The organism is Pseudoxanthomonas sacheonensis, from assembly GCF_031455975.1.
Lineage (GTDB): Bacteria > Pseudomonadota > Gammaproteobacteria > Xanthomonadales > Xanthomonadaceae > Pseudoxanthomonas_A > Pseudoxanthomonas_A sacheonensis_A.
Map to the genome: position 1 here is coordinate 75,672 of NZ_JAVDTT010000006.1, position 26,883 is coordinate 102,554.

28 protein-coding genes and 1 tRNA gene are annotated in these 26,883 nt (G+C 64.9%); 17 read left to right on the forward strand and 12 right to left on the reverse strand.

The features are described 5' to 3' along the window. Positions 1-32: 32 nt before the first annotated feature. Together J2W94_RS17845 and J2W94_RS17850 are read right to left on the reverse strand one after the other, a co-directional pair. Complete coding sequence (locus J2W94_RS17845) at positions 33-821, reverse strand: zinc-dependent peptidase (protein WP_310096294.1); 789 nt, start codon at positions 819-821, stop codon at positions 33-35. After that, positions 788-1,081: a hypothetical protein gene (locus J2W94_RS17850; protein WP_310096296.1), complete on the reverse strand. Its 294-nt coding sequence runs from the start codon at positions 1,079-1,081 to the stop codon at positions 788-790. Before J2W94_RS17850 ends, J2W94_RS17845 begins: the two co-directional genes overlap by 34 nt. A gap of 500 nt (positions 1,082-1,581) precedes the next feature. Between J2W94_RS17850 and birA the strand changes: the two genes are divergently transcribed. From birA to J2W94_RS17870, 4 genes are all read left to right on the forward strand, one after another. After that, complete coding sequence (birA, locus tag J2W94_RS17855; RefSeq protein ID WP_310096298.1) at positions 1,582-2,550, forward strand: bifunctional biotin--[acetyl-CoA-carboxylase] ligase/biotin operon repressor BirA; 969 nt, start codon at positions 1,582-1,584, stop codon at positions 2,548-2,550. Beyond that, positions 2,547-3,302 carry a type III pantothenate kinase gene (locus tag J2W94_RS17860; RefSeq protein WP_310096300.1) on the forward strand — a complete coding sequence of 252 codons (756 nt, stop codon included), beginning with the start codon at positions 2,547-2,549 and terminating at the stop codon, positions 3,300-3,302. The genes birA and J2W94_RS17860 overlap by 4 nt, the downstream gene beginning before the upstream one ends. After that, positions 3,296-4,006, forward strand: coding sequence for an SPOR domain-containing protein (locus J2W94_RS17865; RefSeq protein WP_310096302.1), 711 nt, complete (start codon positions 3,296-3,298; stop codon positions 4,004-4,006). Before J2W94_RS17860 ends, J2W94_RS17865 begins: the two co-directional genes overlap by 7 nt. A gap of 57 nt (positions 4,007-4,063) precedes the next feature. Continuing rightward, positions 4,064-4,139: transfer RNA gene (locus tag J2W94_RS17870), tRNA-Thr, on the forward strand. A 48-nt stretch (positions 4,140-4,187) separates the two neighbouring features. Here the strand turns inward: J2W94_RS17870 and J2W94_RS17875 are convergent. After that, the gene (locus J2W94_RS17875; protein WP_310096305.1) at positions 4,188-4,565 is read right to left on the reverse strand and encodes a hypothetical protein; all 378 of its coding nucleotides are present in this window, start codon (positions 4,563-4,565) and stop codon (positions 4,188-4,190) included. A gap of 205 nt (positions 4,566-4,770) precedes the next feature. Between J2W94_RS17875 and rocF the strand changes: the two genes are divergently transcribed. From rocF to J2W94_RS17890, 3 genes are all read left to right on the forward strand, one after another. Further along, positions 4,771-5,694 carry an arginase gene (gene rocF / locus J2W94_RS17880; RefSeq protein WP_310096307.1) on the forward strand — a complete coding sequence of 308 codons (924 nt, stop codon included), beginning with the start codon at positions 4,771-4,773 and terminating at the stop codon, positions 5,692-5,694. A gap of 137 nt (positions 5,695-5,831) precedes the next feature. Further along, the gene (locus J2W94_RS17885; protein ID WP_310096309.1) at positions 5,832-5,984 is read left to right on the forward strand and encodes an entericidin A/B family lipoprotein; all 153 of its coding nucleotides are present in this window, start codon (positions 5,832-5,834) and stop codon (positions 5,982-5,984) included. A 213-nt stretch (positions 5,985-6,197) separates the two neighbouring features. Continuing rightward, positions 6,198-6,416, forward strand: coding sequence for a CsbD family protein (locus J2W94_RS17890; protein WP_310096311.1), 219 nt, complete (start codon positions 6,198-6,200; stop codon positions 6,414-6,416). 79 nt (positions 6,417-6,495) lie between these two features. On the opposite strand, the gene J2W94_RS17895 is transcribed toward J2W94_RS17890, so the two are convergent. Then, complete coding sequence (locus J2W94_RS17895) at positions 6,496-7,299, reverse strand: hypothetical protein (RefSeq protein ID WP_310096313.1); 804 nt, start codon at positions 7,297-7,299, stop codon at positions 6,496-6,498. Between the two features lie 254 nt (positions 7,300-7,553). On the opposite strand from J2W94_RS17895, the gene J2W94_RS17900 reads away from it, so the two are divergent. From J2W94_RS17900 to J2W94_RS17910, 3 genes are read left to right on the forward strand one after another with little or no spacing between them, the layout of a single operon-like run. Further along, the gene (locus J2W94_RS17900; protein ID WP_310096315.1) at positions 7,554-8,843 is read left to right on the forward strand and encodes a tryptophan--tRNA ligase; all 1,290 of its coding nucleotides are present in this window, start codon (positions 7,554-7,556) and stop codon (positions 8,841-8,843) included. After that, positions 8,843-9,142: a hypothetical protein gene (locus tag J2W94_RS17905; RefSeq protein ID WP_310096317.1), complete on the forward strand. Its 300-nt coding sequence runs from the start codon at positions 8,843-8,845 to the stop codon at positions 9,140-9,142. The genes J2W94_RS17900 and J2W94_RS17905 overlap by 1 nt, the downstream gene beginning before the upstream one ends. A gap of 31 nt (positions 9,143-9,173) precedes the next feature. Then, positions 9,174-10,103, forward strand: coding sequence for an MBL fold metallo-hydrolase (locus J2W94_RS17910; RefSeq protein ID WP_310096319.1), 930 nt, complete (start codon positions 9,174-9,176; stop codon positions 10,101-10,103). Between the two features lie 100 nt (positions 10,104-10,203). Here J2W94_RS17910 and J2W94_RS17915 read toward each other — a convergent pair whose 3' ends face one another. From J2W94_RS17915 to J2W94_RS17940, 6 genes are all read right to left on the reverse strand, one after another. Next, on the reverse strand, positions 10,204-10,590 hold the full coding sequence (locus J2W94_RS17915) for a VOC family protein (protein ID WP_310096321.1): 387 nt from the start codon (positions 10,588-10,590) through the stop codon (positions 10,204-10,206). A gap of 70 nt (positions 10,591-10,660) precedes the next feature. Then, complete coding sequence (locus J2W94_RS17920) at positions 10,661-12,070, reverse strand: dihydrolipoamide acetyltransferase family protein (protein ID WP_310096322.1); 1,410 nt, start codon at positions 12,068-12,070, stop codon at positions 10,661-10,663. Between the two features lie 104 nt (positions 12,071-12,174). Beyond that, complete coding sequence (locus J2W94_RS17925) at positions 12,175-12,528, reverse strand: SH3 domain-containing protein (RefSeq protein WP_310096324.1); 354 nt, start codon at positions 12,526-12,528, stop codon at positions 12,175-12,177. Next, the gene (locus J2W94_RS17930; RefSeq protein WP_310096326.1) at positions 12,528-13,577 is read right to left on the reverse strand and encodes an alpha-ketoacid dehydrogenase subunit beta; all 1,050 of its coding nucleotides are present in this window, start codon (positions 13,575-13,577) and stop codon (positions 12,528-12,530) included. Before J2W94_RS17930 ends, J2W94_RS17925 begins: the two co-directional genes overlap by 1 nt. Beyond that, positions 13,574-14,650 carry a pyruvate dehydrogenase (acetyl-transferring) E1 component subunit alpha gene (gene pdhA / locus J2W94_RS17935; RefSeq protein ID WP_310096328.1) on the reverse strand — a complete coding sequence of 359 codons (1,077 nt, stop codon included), beginning with the start codon at positions 14,648-14,650 and terminating at the stop codon, positions 13,574-13,576. The genes J2W94_RS17930 and pdhA overlap by 4 nt, the downstream gene beginning before the upstream one ends. 166 nt (positions 14,651-14,816) lie before the next feature. Next, positions 14,817-18,392, reverse strand: a complete 3,576-nt coding sequence (locus tag J2W94_RS17940; RefSeq protein WP_310096330.1) for a Calx-beta domain-containing protein — start codon at positions 18,390-18,392, stop codon at positions 14,817-14,819. A gap of 134 nt (positions 18,393-18,526) precedes the next feature. On the opposite strand from J2W94_RS17940, the gene J2W94_RS17945 reads away from it, so the two are divergent. The 3 genes from J2W94_RS17945 (at position 18,527) to J2W94_RS17955 (ending at position 21,852) form a co-directional block, all read left to right on the forward strand. Continuing rightward, the gene (locus J2W94_RS17945) at positions 18,527-19,399 is read left to right on the forward strand and encodes a tryptophan 2,3-dioxygenase (RefSeq protein WP_310096331.1); all 873 of its coding nucleotides are present in this window, start codon (positions 18,527-18,529) and stop codon (positions 19,397-19,399) included. 279 nt (positions 19,400-19,678) lie between these two features. Beyond that, on the forward strand, positions 19,679-21,238 hold the full coding sequence (locus J2W94_RS17950) for a peptide MFS transporter (protein ID WP_430540655.1): 1,560 nt from the start codon (positions 19,679-19,681) through the stop codon (positions 21,236-21,238). Next, positions 21,238-21,852 (forward strand): thioredoxin family protein, encoded by a 615-nt coding sequence (locus J2W94_RS17955; protein ID WP_310096332.1) that lies wholly within the window; start codon positions 21,238-21,240, stop codon positions 21,850-21,852. The genes J2W94_RS17950 and J2W94_RS17955 overlap by 1 nt, the downstream gene beginning before the upstream one ends. A 4-nt stretch (positions 21,853-21,856) precedes the next feature. Here the strand turns inward: J2W94_RS17955 and J2W94_RS17960 are convergent, their stop codons facing one another. Then, positions 21,857-22,351, reverse strand: coding sequence for a MarR family winged helix-turn-helix transcriptional regulator (locus J2W94_RS17960; RefSeq protein WP_310096334.1), 495 nt, complete (start codon positions 22,349-22,351; stop codon positions 21,857-21,859). 97 nt (positions 22,352-22,448) lie between these two features. On the opposite strand from J2W94_RS17960, the gene hppD reads away from it, so the two are divergent. From hppD to hmgA, 3 genes are read left to right on the forward strand one after another with little or no spacing between them, the layout of a single operon-like run. After that, entirely contained in the window at positions 22,449-23,540 is a 1,092-nt protein-coding gene (hppD, locus tag J2W94_RS17965; RefSeq protein WP_310096336.1) for a 4-hydroxyphenylpyruvate dioxygenase, read from the forward strand. A 59-nt stretch (positions 23,541-23,599) separates the two neighbouring features. Next, the gene (locus tag J2W94_RS17970; protein WP_310096338.1) at positions 23,600-24,010 is read left to right on the forward strand and encodes an endonuclease domain-containing protein; all 411 of its coding nucleotides are present in this window, start codon (positions 23,600-23,602) and stop codon (positions 24,008-24,010) included. Continuing rightward, positions 24,007-25,323, forward strand: a complete 1,317-nt coding sequence (gene hmgA / locus J2W94_RS17975; protein WP_310096340.1) for a homogentisate 1,2-dioxygenase — start codon at positions 24,007-24,009, stop codon at positions 25,321-25,323. The genes J2W94_RS17970 and hmgA overlap by 4 nt, the downstream gene beginning before the upstream one ends. A 4-nt stretch (positions 25,324-25,327) precedes the next feature. Here the strand turns inward: hmgA and J2W94_RS17980 are convergent, their stop codons facing one another. Then, a complete protein-coding gene (locus J2W94_RS17980) occupies positions 25,328-25,897 on the reverse strand; it encodes a hypothetical protein (protein WP_310096342.1) in 570 nt (189 codons plus the stop codon). 195 nt (positions 25,898-26,092) lie between these two features. Between J2W94_RS17980 and J2W94_RS17985 the strand changes: the two genes are divergently transcribed. Beyond that, positions 26,093-26,734, forward strand: a complete 642-nt coding sequence (locus tag J2W94_RS17985) for a lectin (protein ID WP_310096344.1) — start codon at positions 26,093-26,095, stop codon at positions 26,732-26,734. The last annotated feature ends 149 nt before the right edge of the window (positions 26,735-26,883 follow it).

Here is a 26,883-nt window from a genome sequence, read left to right on the forward strand (position 1 = left end):
ATCCTGTTTTTGTCTCGCGACTTACGTCGCTCCTACGGCGGCGATGCCGGCGCGGGGCCGTAGAAGCGTTGCAGGTGCATGGCGACTTTCGGCATCTCCGTCTGCAACAGCGCGGGCGCGGAGAAATGATATTCGCTGGTCACGGCGAAGAATTCTTCCGGCGATTCGGAAGCGTAGGCATCGATGACCGTGTCGCGCCCGCGATCCACTTCGTCGCAGAACGCATCGTATTCGCGCTGAAAATCCGCGGCCCATTCGCGTTGCCAGCGACGCGGCAGCGGTGGAGTGCCGTCCATCGCACCATCCAACGCGTCCAGCTTGTGCGCCATTTCGTGGATGGCCACGCAGTAGCCAGCGAAGGGGTCGGCCAGGTCCGCCTGCACGTCGGCCCAAGACAGGATCAATGGGCCAGCCTCCCACGATTCGCCGATGAGTTCGTCCTCGAATTCGTGCAGTACGCCGGCCGCATCCTCATGGCTGCGCTGCACGCGAAAGGCGTCCGGGTAAACCAGCAGCTGCGACCAGCCGCGCAATCCCTTCTCTCCGAATTCCATCAGCGGCAGGCAGCACAGCGCCGCCAACTGCGTGCGCGCCGTGGCATTCAAGGTGAGGTCGGCGAGTGGGGTGATGGTCTTGTCGTGCAGGAAGCGCGCCACCAGCGATTGCAGGACAGCGTCCCGAGTCGCATCCATTCCATGCAATAGCGGAAGCGACCGGCGGGTTTCGGCCCAGAGTTCGCTATCGACAGAGCGGGGCTGGCGGTTGAGCCAGCCGAACCACGATCCGGTCAGCGGAACATGCCCGGCAGGAAACTGTGCCATTTGGAGCCGCGCACACGCTGCAGGCCGTCCTCATCGCCACCACCACCTCCACCTCCGGGGGAAGCCGATGCGGGCTTGGCGTACTTGTTGCGGGCAGCGGTGGCCTTGGGATGCGCAGCGCCTGCCTGCGCCGCGTCGTCGCGCGCGACCGCTTCGGTTTCCTGGCAGGCACCCGGATTGGGCGGCGCATTACGTCCGTTCTGGGCCAGGGCGTGGGCGCTGGCGCAGATCAACAACAAGGCTAGGCTGAGACGCAGCATGGGAGACTCCTGTCTGGCGGACGCTCTGACCGCGCGAACTATAGCGCGGTTCCCGGCCCGTTTGCGGACGGGAACCGTCTTTGCCGACTATCGGCTGCTGCAGTGCAGCATGGCCGTTGCGGCGTTCATGCAGACTCTCTGTGCTCGGTGCGCCAGAACGGCATGCTGCGACTATGAAAGATCCGAAAGCACCCACAAGTGCGAGCGACAAAAGAATCCGTTCGCCTACCGAGGCGCGCTTTTTCCGCAAAAAACGGAGCTGTCGTGCCCTGCCTTATCTCGCCAAGAGCGTGGTTCGACAGGCTCACCACGAACGGAGTTGGGTATTCGGACCTTCCCTTAATGGCGTTGCAGGAACGCAACAACCTCAAGGGGGCATCGTCATGGTCGGAACCGGTGTCGCCCTGACAAACTACCCATCTCGCGCATAATTACGGCATGTCCACCTTTGTCCTGTCCCCCGCGCTGATTCTCGCCGCACGCCTGCCGCGCAGGTGCAAGTGAGCGGCGAACGCGGAATCCTGCAGCGGCTTATCGCCGGCCCCGTGTCGGGCGACGCGCTGGCGCAGGAGGCGGGACTGACCCGCGCGGCGATGTGGAAACGCATCGAAGCCCTGCGCGAAGCCGGCGTGGAAATCGATGCGCAAGCCGGCCGGGGCTATACGCTGCGCCATCCGGTCGAACTGTTGCAGGCCGAGGCCATCATCGAAGCGCTTCCGCCTTTCGTGCGTGCCGGCCTTGCCTCGCTGGAGATCGCCTGGTTGCTGGACTCCACCAACAGCGAACTGCTTCGCCGCGAGACCCCTGCGCACGGCGTGGCGGCATTGATCGCCGAACGTCAGACCGGTGGGCGCGGGCGCCGCGGGAAAACCTGGACTTCGCCGTTGGCCGCGCATCTTTATCTGTCGCTGTCGCGGCAATTCTCCGGCGGCCTGGCGCGGCTTGGCGGCTTGAGTCTGGTCGCAGGCGTAGCCACGGCAGAGGCGCTGCATGAATCGGGCTACGTCGACGTGCGCCTGAAGTGGCCCAACGATCTGGTGGTGGAGGGACGCAAGCTCGGCGGATTGCTGGTGGAGGGCGGTGGCGAACACGCCGGGCCGGTGCGTGCGGTGATCGGCCTCGGCCTCAACGTGCGCATGCCCGAGACGATGGCCGCGACGCTCGACCAACCCTGGACCGATCTGGCGCGACTCATGGATCCGACGCCTTCGCGCAACGCGGTCGCTGCGCGACTGCTCACCCATTTGCTGCCTGCGTTGGACCAGTTCGATGCCGAAGGGCTGACCCCGTTCCTGGCGCGCTACGCGGGTTTCGACGCGCTGATGGGGCGCGAAGTGGTCGTGCATTTGGCGGGGGAATCGCAGATCGGGATCGCCTCGGGCATCGCCGAAGACGGCGCGCTGCGCGTGCGGGTCGATGGCGAAGAACGCGTTTTCCATGCGGGTGAAGTCAGTGTGAGGGCGCAATGAGCCGATGGTTGTTCGATCTGGGGAATTCGCGCCTGAAGTGCGCGCCGCTACACGACGATGGCAGCCTGGGTGAGGTCGTTGCGCTGGCGCACGAGCAGACGGAGTTCGCTCGGGAGTTGCAGCGACTGTTGCCGGAGCGCGCGGATTCGGCCTGTCTCGCCAGCGTAGCGTCACCCACTCTCAGCGCGACGGTGATTGAAGTGCTGACCCAGCGATTCCGTTGCATTTCCTTAGCGCGCAGCAGCGCCCGGTTGGCGGGGGTCCGCACCGCTTATGCCGAACCCGCTCGCCTGGGCGTGGATCGATTCCTGGCCTTGCTTGCCGCGCATGGGCGTGGGACGGGACCTTGGTTGATTGCAGGAGTCGGCACTGCGTTGACCATCGATCTGCTGGACCGAGACGGATTGCATCGTGGCGGACGCATAGGGCCTTCGCCGAGAATCATGCGCGAAGCACTGCATGCCGCTGCCGTGCAGTTGCCGCCGCATGGCGGCGACTATCGGGAATTCGCTTCCGACACCGTCGATGCCCTGGCCTCGGGTTGCGAAGGCGCCGCCCTGGGCTTGATCGATCGCAGTCTGGCCCAGGCGACGCGGATGCTGGGCGAAGTTCCCACCCTGTTGCTGCATGGCGGCGGTGCTGACATGCTCGCTCCCCATTTTCCCGATGCGCTTCGCGCGCCTGCGCTGGTCCTGGAAGGGCTTGCTGCGTGGTCGCGCGTGGGCACGGTCCCTGGAACCGCCGAATGCTGATCCGCGCCCTGATCGTCCTGCTCATCGTGTTGAACCTGGGAGTCGCCGCCTGGTGGATTTCCCGCCCCGAACCGCTTCCTCCCGCGCTTCCGGCGCAACCGGCGGGGGTACCTAGGCTGCAATTGCTCAGTGAAAGCGGAAAAGCCGCAGCGGTTGTTCCGCAGCCACCGGCACCCACGGCGTCGGCTGCTCCCATCGTCGCCGCACCAGCTGTTGCTCCCGTCGCGAAACCGGCAGCACCCGCGCAGTGCTTCAGCGTCGGACCCTTCGCCGACCAGGCAGCAGCCAAATCGGCGGCGGCACGCCTGGGCAGCCAAGCCAGCCGCAGCAACCCGCGCGAAATTCCCGGCAAGGCGGCACAGGGCTACAACGTGGTCTTGCCGCCCCAGGCCGATCGCGAAGCCGCCCAGGCGCTCGCACAGCGCATAGGCGCCGCGGGTTTCGACGACTATCTGGTGGTGAACAGCGGCGCGCAGACCAACGGCATCGCCCTGGGTCGCTACCGCAGCCGCGAAGGCGCGGAACGCCGCCAGTCCGCGCTGCGGGCGGCCGGATTCGATGCGCAACTGCAGCCCATAGGCAATGAAGGGGCGGCGCAGTGGTGGCTGGATGTCGCGGCCGCTGCCGGCGTTACTGCGTCAGGGTTGCAAAGCGGGACCGACGCCCTGCAATCGCGTTCGCTCGATTGTGCTCTGCTGCGGTAGAATCCGCGTCCGCGGTTTTCCGTACGCATTCTGCGACGCGCACCGCGCACCAGCCATGCCGGCATAGCTCAGTTGGTAGAGCAACCGCCTTGTAAGCGGTAGGTCCCCAGTTCGAATCCGGGTGCCGGCACCATCGCGCTGCTATGCGCTCATTCGCCTTTCGCGATCGCTCTCTTCGCGGTCACATCGACGCAGCAGCGCCGCTGAAGCCGTGATCGTGACCCAATGGTTGCATCCGTCGCCAGGACTGTCCGCTCTTCATCCGCTTCCAGGTTTCGCGGATGATCGCTTCGCTCAGCGGCCAGTCGAGCCGCTGCCATTCCGGGATGCTGCGTTGGTAGCGTTGTTCGAGCGTGGCGAGCAACTCATCGAGCTCGACGCGGTAATTGAGCAGATAGAGGTCGTAGCCGAATTTCAAGGTGGGGATGTAGTCGTCGAACTCGCGCGAACTACGATGGAAAGCGCTCTCGCGATAGCAACCGCGCCAGTGCCGGAGTTCGGCGTCTATATCCAGCATCACATCCTGCGGGGTCGAACGAATGTCACGAACGGTGCCCATGGCAATCTCCGGCGATCTTTGTTTCCCTGCGCCGGCAGTGTTCGGGATGGGCGGTGACAGGGCCGTGATTGAGGCGTGAGACCGAAGTTAAGCCTCACTGGCGGCCGTTAAGGCCGCATTAGCGGCGAGTCTTGCTGCACCGCCACAGTACGCTGCGGCGATCGCAGCTAGACTCGTCAGCCCTTGCGCAGCTTGAAGATTGCAGATGAGTCGAACTTTCCCACCCGTTTCTCTGATTGGCGTGCCTACCGACATCGGCGCCGGGCATCGCGGCGCGCGCATGGGACCGGACGCCTTGCGTATTGCGGGCCTGGGCGAGGCCCTGGCCGCGCGCGGTGTCGAAGTCGCCGACCGAGGCAACCTCAACGGCCCGGTAAACCCTTGGCTGGCGCCGGTGAACGGATATCGCCATCTGGACGAAGTGGTGGCCTGGAACCGCGAATTGATGCATGCGACGACCGCGGAGCTGCAGCTCGGACGCATGCCGATCATGCTCGGCGGCGACCACTGTCTGGGCATGGGCGCGATCACCGCGGTGGCGCAGCACTGCCGCGATACCGGCAAGCGGCTGCGCGTGATCTGGCTGGATGCGCATTCGGATTTCAACACCAGCGAGGTCACGCCGTCGGGCAACATCCACGGCATGCCGGTCGCCTGTCTGTGCGGGATCGGGCCCGACGCGTTGACCCGGCTGGGCCGCGATTTCCCGGCGATGGATGCGCGGGATCTGCGCCAGATCGGCATCCGTTCGGTGGACGCGGAAGAAAAGCGCCTGATCAAGGACAATGGCATCGATGTCTACGACATGCGTTATATCGACGAGAACGGGATGAAGCGCACCATGGAAGCGGCGCTGGAGGGCGTGGACGAAAACACGCACGTGCACGTCAGCTTCGATGTGGATTTCCTGGATCCCAGCATCGCGCCCGGCGTCGGCACCACCGTACTCGGCGGCCCCAATTATCGTGAGGCGCAACTGGTGATGGAAATGATCGCCGACACCGGCCGCCTGTTGTCGCTGGATATCGTGGAGCTCAATCCGGTGATCGATACGCGCAACCTGACTGCGGAACTGGTGGTGGATCTGGTGGAAAGCCTGTTTGGAAAGTCGACGCTGATGCGGGACTGAGTCGGAACTGAATGCGGGGTCGCGCGTTCACGCGGGATGAATGCGGCACCGGTCAGCGTATGCCCAAGGTTGTCCGGGGATCGTTCCGATTGCGTACGGCAACTGGCAAGACCTACTTTTAATCAGGAGGAACCAATATGAAGCGTTTACTGGCATTGATGGTGCTGTCCATGTTCTCGATGGGAATGCTGGCCGGCTGCAACACCATGGCGGGCGCGGGCAAGGATGTGCAGAAGGTCGGTGAGAAAGTAGAAGACAAAGCCGAAGATTGCAAAGACGCCAAGTGCTGATTACAGCGATCGTGCGTTGAATGCGGCGTAGTCGATACGCCATGGAAAGGGCCGGGAAACCGGCCCTTTTCTTTATAGCCGGAATGCGCCGTTCAACCTGAGACATGAATGGCGTTACGGTGCGTTTTACGCAGGTTTGACCTTGCGAAAACGGGGCTAATGCGATGCTGCGCATACGGTATCACCGCCGTGATTTCCTCAAGAGGCAAGCCCATGAACAAGGACACCATCGCCGGTAACTGGAAGCAGTTGAAAGGCAAGATACAAGCCAAGTGGGGCGACCTGACCGATGACGATTTCAAGGTCGCCGAAGGCAATTCGGAATATCTCGCAGGCAAGCTGCAGGAGCGTTATGGCTGGGATCGCGACCGCGCCCACACAGAAGTCGACGACTTCGCGCGCAGCCTTAATAAATCCGACATCCGCAACTGACTCCGTCCCCGCATACTGATACGACAACGGGCCGTTCGGCCCGTTGTCTTTTTTACCGCTTGGCCAATCGACGCGCCATTCAGCGTGAAGGATCCGCAACGAATCCGTTGGGGAACGCGCGCGGAGCGGGATCGCGGCGGTCGTAACGCGGGTACTGCCGTGGCATCGCTCCGATGGCCATCAGGCGGTGCGCGTCGTCGTAACGCAGTTCGCTGATCTGCGCCGGGCTGCGGGTGGCGCGCACGAACTCGGTCTGGCCCACCGGCGACCATTCGCGCTGGCCATGCCCGGTTCCCATGCTCTGGCGCGCGGCGCTGTCGGCGGCCTGTTCCTGGATGGCGCCTCGCGCAGCGGGGGCTGAGGCGGACTTGGCTGCGTCGCGCTCGTATTCGCGGTCGCGTCTCAGGGAAGGCGCCGGCATCGGGTAATAACGCGGGCGCGATTCCTGGAACACCGCCACGCCGATCACGCCGACGTTGTGCGGGCGTCCGGTGCGCGCCGCGTAGCTGTCGCCCAGGTCGGTGAACACGAACTGGGCGATGTCGTCCAGCGATTTGCGCCAGCCGGCGATTTCGGCGCTTTCCCAGGGCTCAAGTACGTAGCCGGCTTGCGAAGGCGCGGCGGTTTCGCCGGTGACGGCATTGATGCCGTCGACCGACAACACCACCAGCACGCGTTCGCCGGTGGTGTTGGTCAGGCGCACGCCGTAGCGGTTGCCGGGTGTGCCGGCCACCCAGGTGTCGCCGCGGTGCGGGTATTCGCGCAGCCATTCGCCGGTGTCGCGGTCCACGACCGAGACATCCACCAATGGCCTTGCGGAAAGGGGTGAGCAGGCGCCGGTCAGCAGCAGCGCCAGCGACATCAGGACGGTTTTGCGGAACATGGTCGTTCTCCTTGGTGGGCATGACAGGGAACGCGCCGGCTTTGCCAGTGGGGTTGATCGCGTTTAGCGGCCGTTGGCCGTGGGAGCGGCGTCCCGCCGCGAGCTTTTCTCTTCGATTGTCCAACTGCACTTACGATTGCGCTGGAGGTAGGAATGACAAGAGCAAGAGCTCGCGGCGGGACGCCGCTCCCACAGGACGCCGCTCCCACCGCACGGTTAAACTTGGCGCATTCAGTCCCAGGCAACTTTCACGAATGACCCGCGTCCTTACCGGTATCACCACCTCCGGCACCCCGCACCTCGGCAACTACGTGGGCGCGGTGCGTCCGGCTATCGCGACCAGTCGCGCTTCCGGGGTCGAGAGCTTCTATTTCCTGGCCGACCTGCACAGCTTGGTCAAGGTGCAGGATGCCACCCGCGTGCAGCGTTCCACCCTGGAAATCGCCGCGACCTGGCTGGCGGCCGGGCTGGAACCGGACAAGGTGTGGTTCTACCGTCAGTCCGATATCCCCGAGATCAGCGAGCTCAACTGGTTCCTGACCTGTGTGGCCGGCAAGGGCGTGCTCAACCGCGCGCACGCCTACAAAGCCTCGGTGGACCGCAACCGCGCCGAAGAAGAGGACGACGATGCGGGCATCAGCGCGGGCCTGTTCATGTATCCGGTGCTGATGGCGGCCGACATCCTGCTGTTCAACGCGAACAAGGTGCCGGTGGGCCGCGACCAGGTGCAACACATCGAGATGGCGCGCGATTTCGGCCAGCGCTTCAACCACCTGTTCGGCGGTGAGTATTTCACCCTGCCGGAAGCGGCGATCGAGGAGAACGTCGCCACCTTGCCCGGTTTGGACGGCCGCAAGATGAGCAAGAGCTACGACAACACCATTCCCTTGTTCGCGCCGCGCGAGGAAATGCGCAAGTTGATCGCTTCCATCGTGACCGATTCGCGCCTGCCGGGCGAGGCCAAAGAAGCCGAAGGCTCGCACGTGTTCCAGCTCTATCAGGCCTTCGCCAGCGCCGAAGAAACCGCGCAGATGCGCCAGGCCTTCGCTGAGGGCATCGGCTGGGGCGACGCCAAGCAGCAACTGTTCGAACGCATCGATGCCGAGGTCGCACCGATGCGCGAGCGCTACCACGCGTTGATCGCGAGGCCCGGCGAGATCGAATCGATCCTGCGCGACGGCGCGCGCAGGCTGCGCGAAAAGTACGCCACGCCATTCCTCGCGGAATTGCGGCAGGCGGTGGGCTTGCGCGATCTCTCTCATCGTTCCGAGGCGCAGGACAAGTCGCTGCAGAAGTCGACGCCGCCTTCGTTCAAGCAGTATCGCGACACCGACAACCGCTTCTATTTCAAATTTCTCGATGGCAACGGCGTATTGCTGGTGCAGAGCAACGGCTTCGATTCGCCGAAAGAGGCGGGCCAGCTGATTGCGGTGTTGAAACGCGCCGATCAAGCCGATGCGATGGAGACGCCGGAGATCAACCTGTTGGTGCCGGTGCAGGAGGTACTGACGGCGCTCGGGCAGCTGCGCGAGGCCGACGCCTGATGCCGTACCTCGCGCTCATTCTGTTCTTGCCGTGGTTCCTGCTGCTGGGTTCGCTGTACTGGCTGTTTCCACGCCAACCCCGCAATGCGCGCCGCAAAGCATTCGACCTGACCGCCCTGGCCGTCGCTTTCGTGCTCAGCTTCGTCGGCATGCAGTGGGGCTATGCGCTGGGCCTGGCCGATGTGGGCACCGGCGCCATCTGGAAACAGGTGCTGGCCACGCTGGTGGCGTATGGCGCGTTCCTGTTCGTGCTGACGGTCGCCATCCCGTTGCGCAGCTGGTGGCTGTCGCGGGGTTAAGTCGCTCCTCGCGATTGAACGGGATCACCAGATGAACGAGCACGGCATCCATACCATCGACACCGCGTTCCAGCGCGACCATTTCGATGCAGCCTATCTGATCGTCGAGAACGGCCGCGGCGCCTTCATCGATTGCGGCACCAATCATTCCGTTCCTCTGTTGCTGTCGGCGTTGGACGGCGCCGGATTGACTCCGGCCGACGTCGATTGGCTGATCGTCACCCACGTACATCTGGACCATGCCGGCGGCGCCGGCCTGCTGATGCGGCATTTGCCCAACGCCCGCTTGATCGCGCACCCGCGCGCGGCGCCGCACCTGATCGATCCTTCCAAATTGATCGCCGGCGCCACCGCCGTGTACGGCGAAGACGAAATGCGGCGCAGCTACGGACAGATTCTGGCGGTCGCCGAACAACGCGTGCAGGTGGTCGAGGACGGGCAGGTCGTTTCGCTGGCCGGCCGCGCGCTGGAGTTCATCGATACGCCGGGACATGCGCGCCACCACCACTGCGTCTGGGACGCACGCAGCCGCAGCTGGTTCACCGGCGACACCTTCGGCCTGTCCTATCGCGAGCTGGATAGCGCCCAGGGTGCGTTCGTGGTTCCCACTTCCACGCCGGTGCAGTTCGAACCGGAGAAGCTGAAGGATTCCATCGGCCGCTTGCTGTCGCGCGAGCCGCAATGGATGTACCTGACCCATTACGGCCGGGTGGGCGACGTGCGGCGACTCGCCGAGGATCTATACACGCAGATCGATGCCATGGTGGAGATCGGCCGCGAGTTCGATGGCATGCCGGATCGGCATCAGCGGATCAAGGACGCGCTTGCCTTGCTCTATCTACGGCGTGCCCGTGAACATGGTTGCTTGCTGGACGATGCGGGCGTGGGGAAGGTGTTGCACATGGACGTCGAGCTCAACGCCCAAGGTTTGGCCTCGTGGTTGGATCGCGACAAGCGCTGACTCAACCTGTGTAGGAGCGACGTGAGTCGCGATTATTTTCCCCTGGCAGCGCCAATTCGCGACTCACGTCGCTCCTACGACGTTCCTGCGCACGCGGTATCTATTTCCAGGCGTTGGGTTTCGCGCGCGACGACTTCTTGGCCATCGGCACCACGCAAAAGCGGTGTCCGCTGGGCGCTTCCATCACCCACCAGCGTTCGCGCACGAATTCGATGCGTTTGGCGCCCAGCTTCTCCAGCCGCGCGACTTCCGCTTCGATATCGTCGGTCTCGATATCCAGGTGCACGCGCGAGGGATGCGACACCTTCTGCACCTCGATGTGCAATCCGCCGGGTCCATCGCTGAGCGGCGCATAGAGGCCCAGTCCGTCCTCATCGTAGTCCTGCACTTCCATGCCCAGCGCCTGGCTCCAGAAATCGGCGGACGATTCGAGCGAGCCGCGTTTGCAATCGATGATGAAACCGGCCAATCGGCTGCGATGCGTCATATGCTCTCCGTAGGGCGGGCACTGCCCGCCATGGCGTGGTATGTGAGGAAAGCGGCGGGCAATGCCCGCCCTACGTGGCGAGCGCCAGGTCGTCGATCATGGCCTTGAGGAAACGCGCGGCTTCCCCGCCAGTCGCGGCGCGGTGATTGAAAGTGACCGACAGCGGGATGATCTTGTGCGATTCGAAACCGCCCATGATCGGCATGACCTGGTGGCGCGCGCGACCGGCGGCCACGATGGCCACGCAGGGCGGCACCACCACCGGCGTGGCGTAGCGGCCGGCGAACATGCCGAAGTTGGACAGGGAAATGGTGTAGCCGCTGAGTTCCGAAGCGGCGATGCTGCGGTCTTCCACCTGCGCGCGCAAACGGTTGACGCCTTCGCGGATGCCGCGCGCATCCAGGATGTCGGCGTTGCGCAGCGCAGGGACGAACAGACCGTCGTCGGTATCGACCGCGATGCCGATATCCACTTGAGGATGCAGGGTACGGCTGAGTTTTTCGCCGTCGAACCAGGCGTTCAATGCCGGCACCGCCTTGCAGGCGCGCACGATGGAACGGATCAGGCGCACGGTGACGTCGTTGCCGGGCACCCAGGCGTGCACGTCGGCGTCGTCGTTGAGCGTGGTGGGGACGACCTTGGCATGCGCGTCGGCCATGACCCGTGCCATGTTGCGGCGAACGCCTTTGAGCTGTTCCGGTTGGCCGCTGACCGAGACGCCGGGCGGCTGGGTGCGCATGGGTTTGCCGGAAGCGGAAAGCTGGGTGCGTTGCTCTTCCCTCCTCATCTCGGGAGAAGAGGGCCGAACGGTTTCGAGCGCTTGCGCCGTACCCTCACCCCCGACCCCTCTCCCGGTGGGAGAGGGGAGCAAAGCGGCATCGCCGCCGGCTGCCGCTGCTTTCACGTCCGCCATCGTTACCGTGCCCTCGGAACCGGTGGCGCGAATGCGGGAAAGATCCAGCCCCAGTTTCTTGGCCAGTGCGCGTACGGCCGGCATCGCCCTGATTCCGCCGACAGCTACCGCCTGCTCCTGGTGCACAGCGTTGGAGCTCTGCATGGCGCCGACCACGGTGCCTGCATCGTCGCGTTCGGAAGTCGTGGGAGCGCCGTCCCCGGCGCGATCTTTTGCTTCGGTGCTTTCAGCGGGAAGCTCGCGGCGGGACGCCGCTCCCACGGCTGCAGGTGGTGTGTGCGCATGCCCGGTGTCCTGCCCGTCGGCGCGTTGCGGCAGGCTGGGGTCGGGCTGGAACTCGGCCAGCATGGTGCCCGTCACCACGATATCGCCGGCGTTGCCCGCCAACTTGAGCACCTTGCCGGACACCGGCGAAGGGACCTCCACGATCGCCTTGGCGGTTTCCATCGACACCAAAGGTTCGTCCAGGCGGATCACATCGCCTTCCTTGACGAACCATTCGACGATGGTGGCGTCGGGCAGGCCTTCGCCCAGATCGGGAAGATTGAAAGTCTTGCTGTCGCTCATCGGAAATCCAGGTTGTGTTGTTTGTGCTTTGTAGAGCCGAGCTTGCCCTGTCGCTTTTTTTATTCAGCGCAAAGAGCAGTCGAACGCACTCGGTTCTACAAGAATCAGGTCGGGTCGCCTTCGATCAGCTCGATGGCGCGCGCCGGTATCCAGCCGCTCTCACCCTTCGCGTTTTCCGCCCACCACCAACCTTCCTGCTCGTAGTGGACATTGATGGATTCGCCGATGATGGTCGCCAACTCGCGCGTATCGTAGTCACCCAGCGCGGTGGCCATGCCCGTATCGCGGTCGAACAGCGCCGCCGGTATCCAGCCGCCCAGTCCCTGCGCCAGCGTGGCCCAGACGAACTGCGGCCAGTCGCTGTCGCGTTCGCCCAAAGTGACCGAGTCGCCGGCCGAGACACGGATCGACGGACGGTCCGGAGATCGATGCTCGGCGATGACGCGGGCGCGTTGCATCAGCCGGCGGCCAGGACGCGTTTGGCGGCGGCGACGATCTTGTCGACGCTGGGCAGGTATTTCATCTCCAGCCGGAACAGCGGGATATGCGTGTCGTAACCGGTGACGCGCTCCACCGGCGCCACCAGGTCGTACATGGATTGCTCGGCCAGGCGCGCGGCGATCTCCGCGCCGAAGCCCGCCGTGCGCGGCGCTTCGTGCACGATCACGCAACGCCCGGTCTTGCTGACCGATTCGGCGATGGTGTCGAAGTCCAGCGGCTTCAGCGTGGCCACGTCGATCACTTCGGCGCTGATGCCTTGCTTGGCCAGGGCGTCGGCGGCTTCCAGCGTTTCCTTGACCTGCGCGCCCCAGGTCACCAGGGTCACATCGCCGCCGTCGCGCAGCACGAAACACACGTCCAGCGGCAGCGCTTCGCCGTCGTCGGTCACCAGTTCCTTGTACTGGCGGTAGATGCGCTTGGGCTCCATATAGATCACCGGATCCGGATCGCGGATCGCGGCCAACAACAATCCGTACGCGCGCTGCGGCGAGGAGGGCATGACCACGCGCAGACCGGGCACGTTGGTGAAGATGGATTCGTTGGCCTCGGAATGATGCTCCGGCGCGCGGATGCCACCGCCCCACGGCACGCGCAACACCATCGGGCAATGCAGGCGACCGCGCGTGCGATAGCGCATGCGCGCGGCGTGGCAGACCAGGTGGTCCACCATCGGATAGACGAAGCCGTCGAACTGGGCCTCGGCCACCGGCTTCATGCCCATCGCGGCCATGCCGACGGTCAGTCCGGCGATGGTGGTCTCGTCCAGCGGCGTGTCCAGGATGCGATCGGAACCGAAACGCTGCTGCAGGCCGGCGGTGGCGCGGAACACGCCGCCGTTGACGCCCACATCCTCGCCCAGCACCACCACCGAGTCGTCGTGGGCGATTTCCCAGGCCAGGGCCTGGGTGATCGCCTCGATCAGGGTGATCGGCAGGGCGGCTTTGGCAGCCTGGTCGGCGGAGGCGCCGGGCGCTGTGGTCACGGTCTTGGCTACTTCGACGTTCATGGCCTGTTCTCCGCGGCGATAGCGGCGGCGCGTTGGGCGAGCAGTTCCGGCGGCGGGTCGGCGTAGAGATAATCGAACATCGCCTCCACCGGTTGCACCGGCGTCTCCAGGTAGGCGTTGACCTCGATGTCGACCAGCCGCCCGCATTCTTCCTTCCATGCGGTTTCTTCCGCCTCGCTCCACAACTGCTGCGCGGTGAGCCAGGTACGCAGGCGGGTGACGGGGTCGCGTTCCCAGGCCGACTTCACTTCCGCGTCTTCGCGATAGCGGCGCGCATCGTCGGCGGTGGTGTGGTCGCCCAGACGGTAGGTGACGAATTCCAGCACGCTGGTGCCTTGGCCGCTGCGCGCGCGCTCGGTGGCAATGCGCATGGCTTCCAGCACCGCGATCAGATCGTTGCCGTCCACCTGCAGGCAGAACACGCCGCCGGCGATGCCTTTCTGCGCCAATGTCTGCGCGCCGGTCTGCGCCGAGCGCGGTACCGAGATGGCCCAGCCGTTGTTGATCACGCACAGCACCAGCGGCAACTGGTACGCGCCGCCGGAATTCAGTGCGGCGTAGAAATCGGTTTTGGAAGAACCGCCGTCGCCGCAGGTGCTGACTGCGACGCGCTTTTCGCCGCGCAGCTTGAACGCCAGCGCCGCGCCGGCCGCATGCAGGCATTGGGTGGAAATGGGCACGCACCAGGCGAAATCGTGGCGCGGCACGGCGAAGTCGTTGCCGCGTTCGTCGCCGCCCCAGTACAACAGCACTTCGCGGGGGCGCACGCCGCGCATGAACTGGGCGCCGTATTCGCGATAGCTCGGCGCGAAGGTGTCTTCCGGAAGCGTAGAAGCGCCGATGCCCACGTGGGTGGCTTCATGGCCCAAGCAGGAGGCGTAGGTGCCCAGCTTGCCGGTGCGCTGCAGGGCTACCGACTTGGTGTCGAAGGTGCGCACGAACAGCATCTGCTTGAACAGTTCCTTCAAGCGCTGGGTATCGCGCGCGGCCTCGGGCAGGTCGTCGCGGACCTGTTTCCCGTCCGGGCCCAGGTATTGCAGGTATTCGATCTCGAATTTTGCGGCGATGGTCATCGCGTGTCGGGTTCCCGTTACATGTGAAACCAATGATAAGTCGCGCCATGTTAAGGAACCGGGGTTGCAAAACCGTCGTGCAGCGCAGCAATCCTAGGGCAATGGTTCACACAAAAAAAAGACGCGGCCGAAGCCGCGTCTCCTTGTCTAGCTGCCGTCTCGATGTTCAGAACACGATGACGGTGGTGATGCTGGCGTCGTTGTTGGCGGTGTTCGATTCCGGCGTGGTGGTGGTCGCCGCGCCATTGACCTGCTGCCTGCGGTTGGCCGGAATCGGCAGGGCGTTGACGCGAATCCGGAAATCCGCGCTGGCGCCCGCGGCCAGGGGGTTGCGGGCGCTGCAACGGAACGTCGTGAGCCGGACCGTGCCGTATTTGCGGCATTGCCAGCCTGTGGGCGGGTTGACGGTGGCGGTGGCGTTCATGGTGTTGCCGCTGAACACGACCACCGGCTGTTCCGCCGCCAGCGTGCCCAGGTTGCGCAGCGTCGCCGTGTACGGAATCGAGAACGTCCAGCGCGGCACGGTGGCCGGGCCGCTCAACTGCAGATCCAGGTCCGCGGTGGGCAGCGCGTTGACGCTGATGGCGGCCACCGCTTCATTGTTGGTGCTCGCCGCGTCGAACGACTGCGTAGTGGCGGCTACCGCCAGATTGGCGCTGCCGCCGATCTGCGCCGTGGTGGAAACGGCGCTGATCGAGAACGAGGCGGTCGTCGCATTGGCCAGCGCATCGGTGTGGCACGCGATCGAGGTCATGCCGCCCGAGATCTGGGCCGCGTCGCAATTCCAACCGCTGGGCGCGACCACCGCGAAGGTGGTCGACTCGGCGTTCAGGGCGAAACCGATACCGGTCGCGGCAGCCACGTCCGGACCCAGGTTGGTCACGGTGGCCGTATAGCGCAGGGTTTCGCCCGCGTTGACCGTCGCCGTATCGGCCGTGGCGGCGACCGATAGGTCGGCGCGATGGCGCGATTCGAAATACGCCACTACCGGATCGTGATCCGACAGCCGCGAGGGCGAGTTCGCATCGTTGCGCGCGATTTCCGGGAAGTCGGCGTTGATGCGCGCGTGGTCCAGGCCGAAGGCGGTGCTGGACAGGATCAGCTGTTCGTTGACCAGTACGTGGTCCAGGGTCTGCGCATTGCCGCCGAAGACGAACGAATAGCGTTCGTTCTCCGGTTCCAGCACGCCCAGATTCACCAGGTCCGGATCGACCAGGTCGATGCCGTCGCCCGGCACCGCGGTCTCGTTGTCCGCGCTGGGCGTGCCGGTCACCACGTTCATGGTGTCGGCCAGGCCGTCGTTGAACGCGAACGCGTTGTAGTCGCCCAGGCTGACGATGCGCTTGGCCGGGTCGGCGGTCTGCAACGACTGGATCAGATTGGCCAGGTACTCGGCCTGCTTCTGGCGCTTCTGGCGCACCCGGTCGCCCAGGGTGGTCGGACCGGAAGCTTCCACGCTGTCCACGTCGTTGAGCGAACGCTGGTGCACCGCGATCGCGGTGATCGGGTAGGTGCGGCCATCGGCGTAATGCACCACCGCATCCAGCACCAGCGGCGGACGGTCGTTGAGCAGGCTGACCGTGCCGCTGGGCTCGGTCCAGGTGGTGTCCTTGCCCTGCTGGGTCACGCCGAGCACCTGCACGCGCGCCACGCCAGCGGCGACTTCCGCGGTCTTGACCAGGAAGCCGACGTCGATGCCGCCCACGTCGTTGCCTTCTTCCAGGTAGGCGATGTAGTCCGGGTCCGGCTGGCCGGCAGCCACGGCGTCGGCATTGATCTTGCTGGCCAGCGCCTGCAGCGTGGTCAGGTTCTCCACTTCCACCGTGGCCAGGATGTCCGGCGTATTGAGGAAGTCGCGGACGGTGAGCGAAGCCTTGTTGAGGCGGTTGGCGAACGCCGCCGCAGTCAGCACCGGTTCGCCGGTATTCGGATCGTTCATCGTGTCGAAGAAGCGCTCCAGGTTGTACGCGGCCACCGTGAACTCATCCGGGTTGGCTACGCGCGCCGCCTGCGGCGACGGGCCCGGAGAGGTGGTGATGGCGACCGCCGGGTCGCGCAGGATCGTGTAGCGGCGGAAGCCGTAGTCCAGCGGACCGGTCATTCCCTGGATCGTCGCGCCGGCGGCCAGATTCAGGATGAAAGTCGGACCGCCCAGCGAGTCGCTGTCGATGGTCAGCAGTTCCGGGTTGAAATCCCAGCGCGGAATCGGCGGAATGCTGCCGCCGGCAGGCGCCGGGTCGGGCGCCTGGATGCCGGCTTCGCGGAACGGTCGCGGCGTGCCGGTGACCACGGCATTGAGGATGCCGTTGCTGGTGCCGGTGGCGTTGGGTTCGTTGGTGTTGCCCTGGGTGGGGGCCACCACGGTCAGGCTGGCGGCGGTCACGCGCATGCCTTCCAGGCGTTCCAGCTGGTCCAGCGCGCCGGTCGGCGACGGCAGGCTGGTGCTCATCGGCACCGGCACGGGCAGCGGGTTGTCGGTGGAAAGCAAGGCGACGCTCGGGTTGCCGGTGATCTCGGTCAACGGCAACTGGTTCGGGTCGGTACTGGGGACGTATTCGATCACCGTGCCGCTGACGCGCACCCGGTTGCCGACGGCGACGGCCGCAGGCGGCGCGACGCTAGTGAATACGTACACGGCCTGCGAGGTCGCCGGGTCGGAATCGGCTTCGGCATCGCTGGTCTGGAGGAAGAAGCCGTTGCTCTTGCGCCCGGTCACGATACCGGTGGTGGTGACCAACTGGTTGGCGACCGGAGAAGTCGCGCCGCTGCCCTGAATGTCGTGGATGGAAATCAGGGTGACGTCGTCGTTGACGATCGTGGCCTGCGCCTGCGCATCGCCCAGGACCGCGCCGCTGATGTTGCCCAGGCCCAGGAAGAAGGTTTCGTCGGCTTCCTGCACGCTGTCGTCGGCCACCGCGATGACGACCTGAGTCGAATCGGCGCCTTCGGCGATGGTCACCGTGCCGGTGCCGGCGGTGTAGTCGGTGCCCGCCTGCGCGGTGCCGTCGGCGGTGGCGTAGTCCACGCTGACGCCACCTGCGCCTGCAGGCTGGGTGAGGGTCAGGGTGAAAGCGAAATTGCCGGTGGCTTCATCCTGGCTGACATCGGCCACGGACAGGATCGGCAGGCCGCCGCCGCCGCAGACCAGCGCCGCGGACGCTCCGTTGCGCGGCGCCGGCGCGGAGAGCGCGAAATCGGCCGCGTTGTTGTTGCTGTCGGTACAACCGTTGTCGGCGCGCACGGCGGCGATGGTGTTGCTGAGGTTGGCGGTGGGGCTGGAGCCCTCCGCGCAGCTGGCGGTAGTGCCGAAACCGACGAAGTCGATGTTGCCCGTGGGGCAGGCGCCGCTCAGGGTGACGACCGAATTGACCAGCGCTACCTTGCCGGCGGTACCGGACATGGCGATGGTGCCGGTGGCGTCGGGCGTGGGCAGCGCGGGCGCGGCGGTGTTGGCGCCGTCCGCTTGCTTGACCAGATAGTAGCCACCCGCCGGGATGTTGCCGCTGAGGTTGGTGCGCGCCCAGCTGGTGCCGGCGGCGCTGGCGTACTGCACGGACCAGCCGTCCAGACTGACGGTGGCGGTGGAATTGTTGTGCAGTTCGATGTAATCGCTGCGCAGCGGGGCGCCGGAGTTGCCGCCGCCGCCGTAAACCTGGCTGATCACCACCTGCGCTTGCGCGGTACCCGCGCAGATGAACGAAAACGCCGCTAGCGCCGTCAGGCGCGCGAACCCGTACTTCATAAACCTCTCCCTAGATATGAATGCAGCACGAGCGAGCGACTGCCGGCCGATTGTGCCGCAATCCTCGGGCAGGCGCATGACACCGCCGTGACGCCAGCCGTTACCATGCCCGGATCGCATTCCTCAGGTTCCGCATGAGCATCCAGGACAACCAGCGCCCGCTGGAAGAAGGCATCCACACCGATCTGGCCGGCCGCATCAGCTATGCCGGCTACTTGCGCCTGGACCTGCTGCTGGCCGCGCAGCAGCCGGTGTCGGATCCGCCGCACCATGACGAGCTGCTGTTCGTGGTCCAGCACCAGGTGTCGGAGCTGTGGATGAAGCTGATGATCCACGAACTGCGCGCGGCCCTGGCGCACCTGCAGCGCGACGAGGTCTGGCAGTGCCGCAAGGTGCTGGCCCGCAGCAAGCAGGTCTTGCGCCAGCTGACCGAGCAGTGGTCGGTGCTGGAGACCCTGACGCCTTCGGAATACATGGGTTTCCGCGACCTGCTGGGGCCGTCTTCCGGGTTCCAGTCGCTGCAGTACCGCACCATCGAGTTCCTGCTGGGCAACAAGAACGCCGACATGCTGCGCGTATTCGCCCACGATCCGCAGGGCCAGGCGGAACTGGAAACCGTGCTGCGCGCGCCGAGCCTGTACGAGGAGTTCCTGCGTTATCTGGCGCGCTTCGGCCATGCCATCCCCGCCGAGCGCCAGGAGCGCGACTGGAGCCAGCCGCACGCCAACGATCCGGCGTTGCTGCCGGTGTTCGAGGCGATCTACGAGGACACCGGCCGCTACTGGCGCGAGTACGCGCTGTGCGAGGACTTCGTGGACCTGGAGACCCAGTTCCAGCTGTGGCGATTCCGCCATATGCGCACGGTGCTGCGCATCATCGGCTTCAAACGCGGCACCGGCGGTTCCAGTGGGGTGGGCTTCCTGCGCCAGGCGTTGGAGCTGACGTTCTTCCCCGAATTGTTCGAGGTGCGGACCCTGATCGACGGCAAGCCGGGGTCGTCGGCGTAGGGCATGTTTCCTTCTCCCACCGGGAGAAGAGCCTGCCCCCGCGAAGGCGGGGGTGCCCCGAAGGGGCGGATGAGGGCGCGCACTTTGAGATTAACGGATAGTTCTCGGGGGTCGGAATTCTCCCGCCCTCATCCGTCGCTACGCGCCACCTTCTCCCGGTGGGAGAAGGAAAGCCTATTTGACGCCAGCCGCGCCCGTCGGTGATCCTCGCCAGTCCCGCGCCGAGGCGCGGACTCCTATTTCCCGCTACATCCGAATGCTGAACAAGGGGGCAAGTCCATGAGCTCAACCATCCCGAACGCCGCCGAACCCGCAGGCCCGCCGCTGGAGTCCCCCGCGGGCAACGATGCTCCTTCGCCGCCGGAGTTCAGTCAGCGCATGGGCCATCCCAAGCCCCTGTGGATGCTGTTCATGACCGAGTTCTGGGAACGCTTCGCGTTCTACGGCATCCGCTGGGCGCTGGTGTTGTACATGGTGGCGCAGTTCCACGCCGGCAATGCCGCCGGCGAAGCGCCATCGAACCTCATCTATGGCGCTTATCTGGCGCTGGTCTACGCCGCCGCGATCTTCGGCGGCTACGTTGCCGACCGGGTGCTCGGCTATCAGCGATCGATCCTGTTGGGCGCGGTAATCATGGCGGCCGGCTTGTTCATGATCGCGATGCCCGACGAACAGATCTTCAAGTTCGGCCTCGCCACCGTGATCTGCGGCAACGGCTTGTTCAAGCCCAATATCTCGACCATGGTGGGCAAGCTGTACGCCGTCAGCGATGGTCGCCGCGACGCCGGCTTCACCATCTTCTACATGGGCATCAACCTCGGCGGTTTCCTGGCGCCGATCGCGACCGGATTCCTCGCCGAGCAGGTGTTCGGCACGCAGGCGATGCCGGCCTACAAGTATGTGTTCATCGCTTCGGGCATCGGCATGGTGTTGAGCCTGATCTGGTTCTGGTTCGGTCGCCGCCAGCTCAAAGGCATCGGCCGCCCACCGGAGGGCGATGGCGGCAAGCAGAAGGTGTTGTACGTCTTCATAGGCGCACTGGTCGCGATCCCGGCCGTGTACTTCCTGCTGTCGATGGGCGCCGCGGCGCTGCAATGGTTCGTGTTGCTGCCGATGTTCGTCATTCTGTGCGCCTTGCTGCTGATCGAGGGCATCCGCGAAGGCAAGGTGCAGCGCGACAAGGCCATCGCGATGCTGATCATCTTCGTCTTCAACGTGATGTTCTGGATGTTCTTCGAGCAGGCGGGCAGTTCGTTCACCTTCCTCGCCGACAAGATCGTCGATCGCGACATCTTCGGCGCAGGCGGCTTCGTGTTCTCGAACGCCTGGTTCCAGTCGGTGAACTCGCTGGCGATCATCGCCCTTGCGCCGGTGATCGCGCTGATCTGGATCTGGATGGGCAGGCGCAAGGTCGAGCCTTCGATCCCGCGCAAGTTCAGCCTGGGCCTGATCTTCAATGGTCTGGCCTTCCTGTTGCTGATGTTCGCGCTGTCCAGTCTGGTCGACGACGTCGGCAAGATCCCGTTCTGGACGCTGTTCATGGTCTATGTCATCCAGTCGGTCGGCGAACTGTGTCTGTCGCCCATCGGCCTGTCGATGGTCACCAAGCTGGCGCCGGTGCGTTTGGTCGGTTTCGGCATGGGCGGTTGGTTCCTATCCACCGGCATCGGCAACAACCTGTCGGGTATTTTCGCCGGGCATGTCAGCGGTACGGGCGGGATGACGGTGCAGTCCGCGCATGCCGGCTACACCTTCGGGTTCTGGGCGTTGTTGATCGCCGGTGCCTTGCTGTTCCTGTTGGGGCCGTTGATCCAGAAACTCATGCACGGCGTCAAGTGATGCGCAAGCTCATCGCCCGCACCGCGTGTTGCCTGCTGGCGGTTGCCGTGGCCGCTTGCAGCAAGCAGGAGCCTACGGTGGCGGCCCAACCCAATCCGCCCTCGTCCGCGCCCTATGCGCCGGCCGAGCCGGATACGTCGCAGCGGGTCGTGTCCGGCAACACGCCCGCCGCCGCGGATATCGCCGCGGCAGCGGCGTTGAACGCCTCGTTCAGTCCGCAGCGCGATCCGGCCAAGGATTTGGAAACCGCCAAGGTCGAAGCCCAGCGTGGCGGCAAGCGCGTCCTGCTGGAGGTCGGCGGCGAGCGCTGCGATTGGTGCCACGTGCTGGACAACTTGGTCGAGGGCGATGCGGAAATCCGCAGCTTCCGCGACGCCAACTTCATATGGGTGAAGGTCAATCACAGCGAAGAGAACGAGAACCAGGCCTTCCTTGCGCAATACCCAGAAATAAAAAGCTATCCGCACCTGTTGGTGTTGGAGGCAGACGGCAAGCTGTTGCATTCGCAGTCCACCAGCGAGCTGGAGAAAGGCAAAGCCTACGACCGCCGCAAGTTCTTCGCGTTGCTCAAGGAGTGGGCGCCCGCCGCCCCGCCGAACCAAGCCAAGCCCTGAGCCTTCAGGGCTTTTCCAAAAGGTTGCCTACGCCCTCGGCCAGCTTGGCCAGCAGGGCGTCCAGCTGCGCGCGGTCGTTCTCGTCCAGGCCGGCGAGCAGGCGGCGCTCGCAATCCAGCGCCATCGGCGCGACTTCGTCGTAGACCGTATAGCCGACGGGCGACAGTTCCAGCACCGAACGCCGCCGGTCGTCCCCATGAGTATCGCGTTGCACCAGGCCGCGCTCCAGCAGGCGGGCCAGGGCCCGGCTGACGGCGACCTTGTCCATGGCTGTGCGCTCGGCCACCTCGCCGGCGGACAGCTCCGGGTAGCGGCCCAGCACGGCCATGATCCGCCACTCGGTGACCGCCAGGCCGAAGCGCTGACCGTACAGGCCGGAGATGGTCTGGCTGATGCGGTTGGACAGGATGCTCAGCCGATAGGGCAGGAAATGCTCCAGCTCCAGGACGGCATGCTCCTGGGGAGCGTTGGGGGAGGTGCTTGGGGTTGGATCGTTCATGAAGCTTTCCTAGGTAATGGCGCATCGCCACTTGCAATTGGTTTCATATGAAACTATAAAGTTCGTCTCACAGATACAAACCCGCGAGGTACGAACCATGAGCGCACAGCCCAATCTTGGCATGCAGGTCACCACGTTCGAAAATCCGATGGGTATCGACGGCTTCGAATTCGTCGAATTCGCCGCTCCGGAGGGTCAGGGCGAGCTGCTGCACGACTATTTCCGCAAGATGGGATTCACCGCGGTAATGCACCACAAGATCCGGCCCATCACCATTTACCGCCAGGGCGGGGTCAACTTCCTGGTGAACGAAGATCCGGATTCCTTCGCGGCCGATTTCGCCAAGGCCCATGGCCCCAGCGCCTGCGGTTTCGCCATCCGCTTCCAAAAGCCCGGTGCGGAAGTCCTGCGGACGGTGCTGGGCAATGGCGGCGAAGCGGTCGACCACAAGTCCGACACCCGGGCGGTCGACGCCCCGGTGGTGAAGGGCATCGGCGACTGCATGCTGTACCTGGTCGATCGTTACGGCGACCGCGGTTCGGTGTACGAGGACTTCTTGCCGGTGCAGGGCGCCGACCAGAATCCGAAAGGATTCGGCCTGACCTTCATCGATCACCTCACTCACAATCTTTATTTCGGCAACATGCAGAAGTGGTCGGATTACTACGAGCGGCTGTTCAACTTCCGCGAGATCCGCTACTTCGACATCAAGGGCGCCAAGACCGGCCTGGTGTCCAAGGCGATGACCGCGCCGGACGGCATCGTGCGCATTCCGCTCAACGAATCCAGCGACCCGAAGTCGCAGATCAACGAATACCTGGATGCTTACCACGGCGAGGGCATCCAGCACATCGCCTGCTTCACCGACGATATCTACACGACCGTGGAAGCCATGCGCGAGCAGGGCGTGGCCTTCCTGGATACGCCGGACGCGTACTTCGAAGTGATCGACCAGCGCGTGCCCAACCACGGCGAGGACGTGCCGCGCCTGGCGCGCAACAAGATCCTGATCGACGCCGATCCGGAAACCCACCAGCGCAAGCTGCTGCAGATCTTCACCCAGAACGCGATCGGCCCGATCTTCTTCGAGATCATCCAGCGCAAGGGCAACGAGGGTTTCGGCGAGGGCAATTTCCAGGCGTTGTTCGAGAGCATCGAGCGGGACCAGATGAAGCGCGGGTTTCTCTGACGTCAGATTGAGCCCCTCTCCCATTGGGAGAGGGGTTGGGGTGAGGGTACGGTGGAGCCATGAAGCTCAAACCACCATTGCCAACCACCACGCTCGAAAATTCGCGCCGCTTGCGTAGGGAAATGACGGATGCGGAGCGTAAGTTGTGGAGTCTACTTAGAGCTGGCCAACTGGAAGGATTGAAATTCCGCCGCCAGCATCCGATCCCACCTTATGTTGCCGATTTTTGCTGCATCGAGAAGAAGCTTATCGTCGAACTGGATGGTTCGAAGCACAATGCGCAATCGGATGGATCAAGGAGCAGGGCATTGCAATCGCAAGGCTGGCGGATAGTCCGCTTCTGGGATCATGATGCGCTGCTTTCCGCGGCCGCCGTAGTCGAGGCGATCTGGAACGCCGCGTGTGAACCGTACCCTCACCCCAACCCCTCTCCCGATGGGAGAGGGGCTTTAAGCAAGGCTTCCGCATGACTAGCGACAACGCCTACCAATCCGGCTTCGCCAACCATTTCGCCACCGAAGCGATCGAAGGCACGTTGCCGGTCGGCCGCAACTCGCCCCAGCGCGTGGCGCACGGGCTGTACGCCGAACAGCTGTCGGGCACCGCGTTCACCGCGCCGCGCGCGGAGAACCGGCGCAGCTGGCTGTACCGCATCCGCCCGGCGGCGATGCACGGCACGTTCGCACCCTTCGTGCAGGCAAGCTTCCATAACGATTTCGACACCGGGCCGGTGTCGCCCGATCAACTGCGCTGGTCGCCGATGCCTATGCCGGAAGCGCCCACGGATTTCGTCGAAGGCCTGTTCACCATGGCCGGCAATGGGTCGGCTGCTGCCCAGCACGGAGTCGGCATCCACCTGTATGCCGCCAACCGTTCCATGCAGGGTCGCTACTTCTACGATGCGGACGGCGAATTGCTGATCGTGCCGCAGCAGGGAGTCCTGCGCATCGCTACCGAACTAGGCGTACTGGAAGTGGAGCCGCAGCAAATCGCGGTGGTCCCTCGCGGCGTGCGTTTCCGCGTGGATCTCCCGCAAGGCGCATCGCGTGGTTATGTGTGCGAAAACTTCGGCGCTGCGCTGCGGCTTCCCGACCTGGGTCCCATCGGCGCGAATGGTCTTGCCAATCCGCGCGATTTCGAAACGCCGGTGGCCGCTTACGAAGACGTGGAAGGCGCGGCGCTCGGAAAGAATTTCGAGCTGGTCGCCAAGTTCCAGGGCCATCTGTGGCGCGCCGATATCGGCCATTCGCCGCTGGACGTGGTGGGCTGGCATGGCAACTACGCGCCGTACCGCTACGATCTGCGCCGCTTCAATGCGATCGGCTCGATCAGCTTCGACCATCCCGATCCGTCGATCTTCACCGTGCTCACGTCGCCCAGCGATACGCCGGGGACGGCGAACCTGGATTTCGTGATCTTCCCGCCGCGCTGGCTAGTGGCGCAGGACACCTTCCGGCCGCCGTGGTTCCATCGCAATGTGGCCAGCGAATTCATGGGGCTGGTTTACGGGGCCTACGATGCGAAGGCGGAAGGTTTTTCGCCGGGCGGCGCATCGTTGCACAACTGCATGAGCGGGCATGGACCGGATGCGGCCACTTTCGAGAAGGCCAGCAACGCCGACCTGTCGAAACCGGATGTCGTCGCCGACACCATGGCTTTCATGTTCGAAACGCGTGCGGTGATCCGGCCGACGCGCCAGGCGATCGAGGCGACGTACCGTCAACGCGAGTACCAGCATTGCTGGGCTGGCCTTAAGAAGAATTTCTCCGCGCCCGCCTCATAGAAGCCTACTGCGACGTGGCGGACGCCAGCGCCAGATCGAGCTTTTCCAGCGCCGGCAAATAGGGTTCGGGCATCACCTCGGCCAGACGCTCGCGAACGCGCTGAGTGAAGGAATGGGAGGTGGTGCGCTGCAGGCAGTGCACGGCGGCCAGAATGTGCGCGGCAGTGGCGTCCGGATCTTGGCAGGCCTGCAACCGCGTCCGGTGCGAGGCGGCCGATTCGTGGCGCTGCAGTTCCAGCATGCCGACCATATAAAGCTTGGCTGCGACGATGGAACGGCGCGGAGACGCCGCAGGTGCCGGGGCTTTGGCAGGCGCGGCGATCTGCGCAGCGGGCCAGATCGCTTCGGCGGCTTGCGCGTTCGCCGACGCAATCGGGTTCCCAGCCATGGTCAGGTAACCGGCTGCGCAGAGGCGCTCTATTTGCGCCGTCGTACCCGGCCCCAGCAGCGCTCCGAGTGCGGCCAGATCGCGATGTCCATCGCACAGGATGAGTGCCTGGCGTTCGCGCATGGCCAACGGCGCCGCATGCGATTGCAGAGCTTGCCGGGCCAGGTCGGTCTTGCGTGGATGCATGCGTGCGCGTGGAAACTAGAAGCCGGCGGCAGCGTAGAAGCCGCCGATGAAACGCGCGTGACAGGGACGGCACGCAGGTTTCACCGGAGGGCGCGGTCGGCTCCGGGTTCGTCCCAGGCCTCGGGCAACCTCCATTTGCGGCGGGTTAACGCGCAAGTGTTAGCGTGCGGGCTACCGCCAGACTTGGAGTGCTGCATGCGCCTTCCCCACACCCTGCTGTTCCTGGCCATCGCCGGCCTGTCGCTTGCCGCGTGCAAACCTGCTGCTCCGGAAGCGCCGGTGGCTACCGCCAGCGACGCGCCGGCGCCCGTTCCCGCTCCGGCCACGACGCCCGAAGCGCCTCCAGCTCCAATTGCCGAAAGCGCGCCAGCGCAAAGCGCCGCAACCGACACCCAAGCCAGCTTCGCCGGCTATGGCGACATGAAGCTCGGCAGCACCGTCGACGAAGCGAAGGCCGCGTGGGGCGGTGAACTCAATGGCAAACCCGGCGAAGGCAGCACCTGCTATTACCTGACGCCGAAGTGGGTGAAGAAGCCGTCCGATTTCGCCTTCATGGCCGAAGACGGAAAGTTCGTGCGCTACGACGTCGGTACCGACAAGGAGGCGGCGCCGGGCGGCGGCAAGGTCGGCATGACCGTCGAAGAGTTGCAGAAGCTGTACAGCAACGCGCTGCAATCCAGCCCGCACAAATACGTGGAGGGCGGCAAGTACCTGTCCGTCGCCGCCAGCGGAGTGGCGCCCAGCAAGCTGGTGTTCGAAACCGATGCGACGGGCAAGGTCACCGCGTGGCGCGTGGGCCTGACGCCGCAGGTCGACTACGTGGAAGGCTGCTCCTGAACCGAGCTGCGGTGATATTTGCCGTGGGAGCGGCGGGGCCCCCCCCGCGGGTGGCGTAGACAGCGGGGCGGGGGGCCGCCGGCCCCCGGGCGGCCGGGGTGGGGGGGGGGGGGGGGGCGGGCCGGGGGGGGCGGCTCGCGGGGGCGCGG

What these genes read in the sequence shown, in the direction of transcription:
- J2W94_RS17845 (WP_310096294.1), bottom strand. Translation starts at nt 821, where the DNA reads ATGGCACAGTTTCCTGCCGGGCATGTTCCGCTGACCGGATCGTGGTTC.
- J2W94_RS17850 (WP_310096296.1), bottom strand. Translation starts at nt 1,081, where the DNA reads ATGCTGCGTCTCAGCCTAGCCTTGTTGTTGATCTGCGCCAGCGCCCAC.
- J2W94_RS17860 (WP_310096300.1), top strand. Translation starts at nt 2,547, where the DNA reads ATGAGCCGATGGTTGTTCGATCTGGGGAATTCGCGCCTGAAGTGCGCG.
- J2W94_RS17865 (WP_310096302.1), top strand. Translation starts at nt 3,296, where the DNA reads ATGCTGATCCGCGCCCTGATCGTCCTGCTCATCGTGTTGAACCTGGGA.
- J2W94_RS17875 (WP_310096305.1), bottom strand. Translation starts at nt 4,565, where the DNA reads ATGGGCACCGTTCGTGACATTCGTTCGACCCCGCAGGATGTGATGCTG.
- rocF (WP_310096307.1), top strand. Translation starts at nt 4,771, where the DNA reads ATGAGTCGAACTTTCCCACCCGTTTCTCTGATTGGCGTGCCTACCGAC.
- J2W94_RS17885 (WP_310096309.1), top strand. Translation starts at nt 5,832, where the DNA reads ATGAAGCGTTTACTGGCATTGATGGTGCTGTCCATGTTCTCGATGGGA.
- J2W94_RS17890 (WP_310096311.1), top strand. Translation starts at nt 6,198, where the DNA reads ATGAACAAGGACACCATCGCCGGTAACTGGAAGCAGTTGAAAGGCAAG.
- J2W94_RS17895 (WP_310096313.1), bottom strand. Translation starts at nt 7,299, where the DNA reads ATGTTCCGCAAAACCGTCCTGATGTCGCTGGCGCTGCTGCTGACCGGC.
- J2W94_RS17900 (WP_310096315.1), top strand. Translation starts at nt 7,554, where the DNA reads ATGACCCGCGTCCTTACCGGTATCACCACCTCCGGCACCCCGCACCTC.
- J2W94_RS17905 (WP_310096317.1), top strand. Translation starts at nt 8,843, where the DNA reads ATGCCGTACCTCGCGCTCATTCTGTTCTTGCCGTGGTTCCTGCTGCTG.
- J2W94_RS17910 (WP_310096319.1), top strand. Translation starts at nt 9,174, where the DNA reads ATGAACGAGCACGGCATCCATACCATCGACACCGCGTTCCAGCGCGAC.
- J2W94_RS17915 (WP_310096321.1), bottom strand. Translation starts at nt 10,590, where the DNA reads ATGACGCATCGCAGCCGATTGGCCGGTTTCATCATCGATTGCAAACGC.
- J2W94_RS17920 (WP_310096322.1), bottom strand. Translation starts at nt 12,070, where the DNA reads ATGAGCGACAGCAAGACTTTCAATCTTCCCGATCTGGGCGAAGGCCTG.
- J2W94_RS17925 (WP_310096324.1), bottom strand. Translation starts at nt 12,528, where the DNA reads ATGCAACGCGCCCGCGTCATCGCCGAGCATCGATCTCCGGACCGTCCG.
- J2W94_RS17930 (WP_310096326.1), bottom strand. Translation starts at nt 13,577, where the DNA reads ATGAACGTCGAAGTAGCCAAGACCGTGACCACAGCGCCCGGCGCCTCC.
- pdhA (WP_310096328.1), bottom strand. Translation starts at nt 14,650, where the DNA reads ATGACCATCGCCGCAAAATTCGAGATCGAATACCTGCAATACCTGGGC.
- J2W94_RS17940 (WP_310096330.1), bottom strand. Translation starts at nt 18,392, where the DNA reads ATGAAGTACGGGTTCGCGCGCCTGACGGCGCTAGCGGCGTTTTCGTTC.
- J2W94_RS17945 (WP_310096331.1), top strand. Translation starts at nt 18,527, where the DNA reads ATGAGCATCCAGGACAACCAGCGCCCGCTGGAAGAAGGCATCCACACC.
- J2W94_RS17950 (WP_430540655.1), top strand. Translation starts at nt 19,679, where the DNA reads ATGAGCTCAACCATCCCGAACGCCGCCGAACCCGCAGGCCCGCCGCTG.
- J2W94_RS17955 (WP_310096332.1), top strand. Translation starts at nt 21,238, where the DNA reads ATGCGCAAGCTCATCGCCCGCACCGCGTGTTGCCTGCTGGCGGTTGCC.
- J2W94_RS17960 (WP_310096334.1), bottom strand. Translation starts at nt 22,351, where the DNA reads ATGAACGATCCAACCCCAAGCACCTCCCCCAACGCTCCCCAGGAGCAT.
- hppD (WP_310096336.1), top strand. Translation starts at nt 22,449, where the DNA reads ATGAGCGCACAGCCCAATCTTGGCATGCAGGTCACCACGTTCGAAAAT.
- J2W94_RS17970 (WP_310096338.1), top strand. Translation starts at nt 23,600, where the DNA reads ATGAAGCTCAAACCACCATTGCCAACCACCACGCTCGAAAATTCGCGC.
- hmgA (WP_310096340.1), top strand. Translation starts at nt 24,007, where the DNA reads ATGACTAGCGACAACGCCTACCAATCCGGCTTCGCCAACCATTTCGCC.
- J2W94_RS17980 (WP_310096342.1), bottom strand. Translation starts at nt 25,897, where the DNA reads ATGCATCCACGCAAGACCGACCTGGCCCGGCAAGCTCTGCAATCGCAT.
- J2W94_RS17985 (WP_310096344.1), top strand. Translation starts at nt 26,093, where the DNA reads ATGCGCCTTCCCCACACCCTGCTGTTCCTGGCCATCGCCGGCCTGTCG.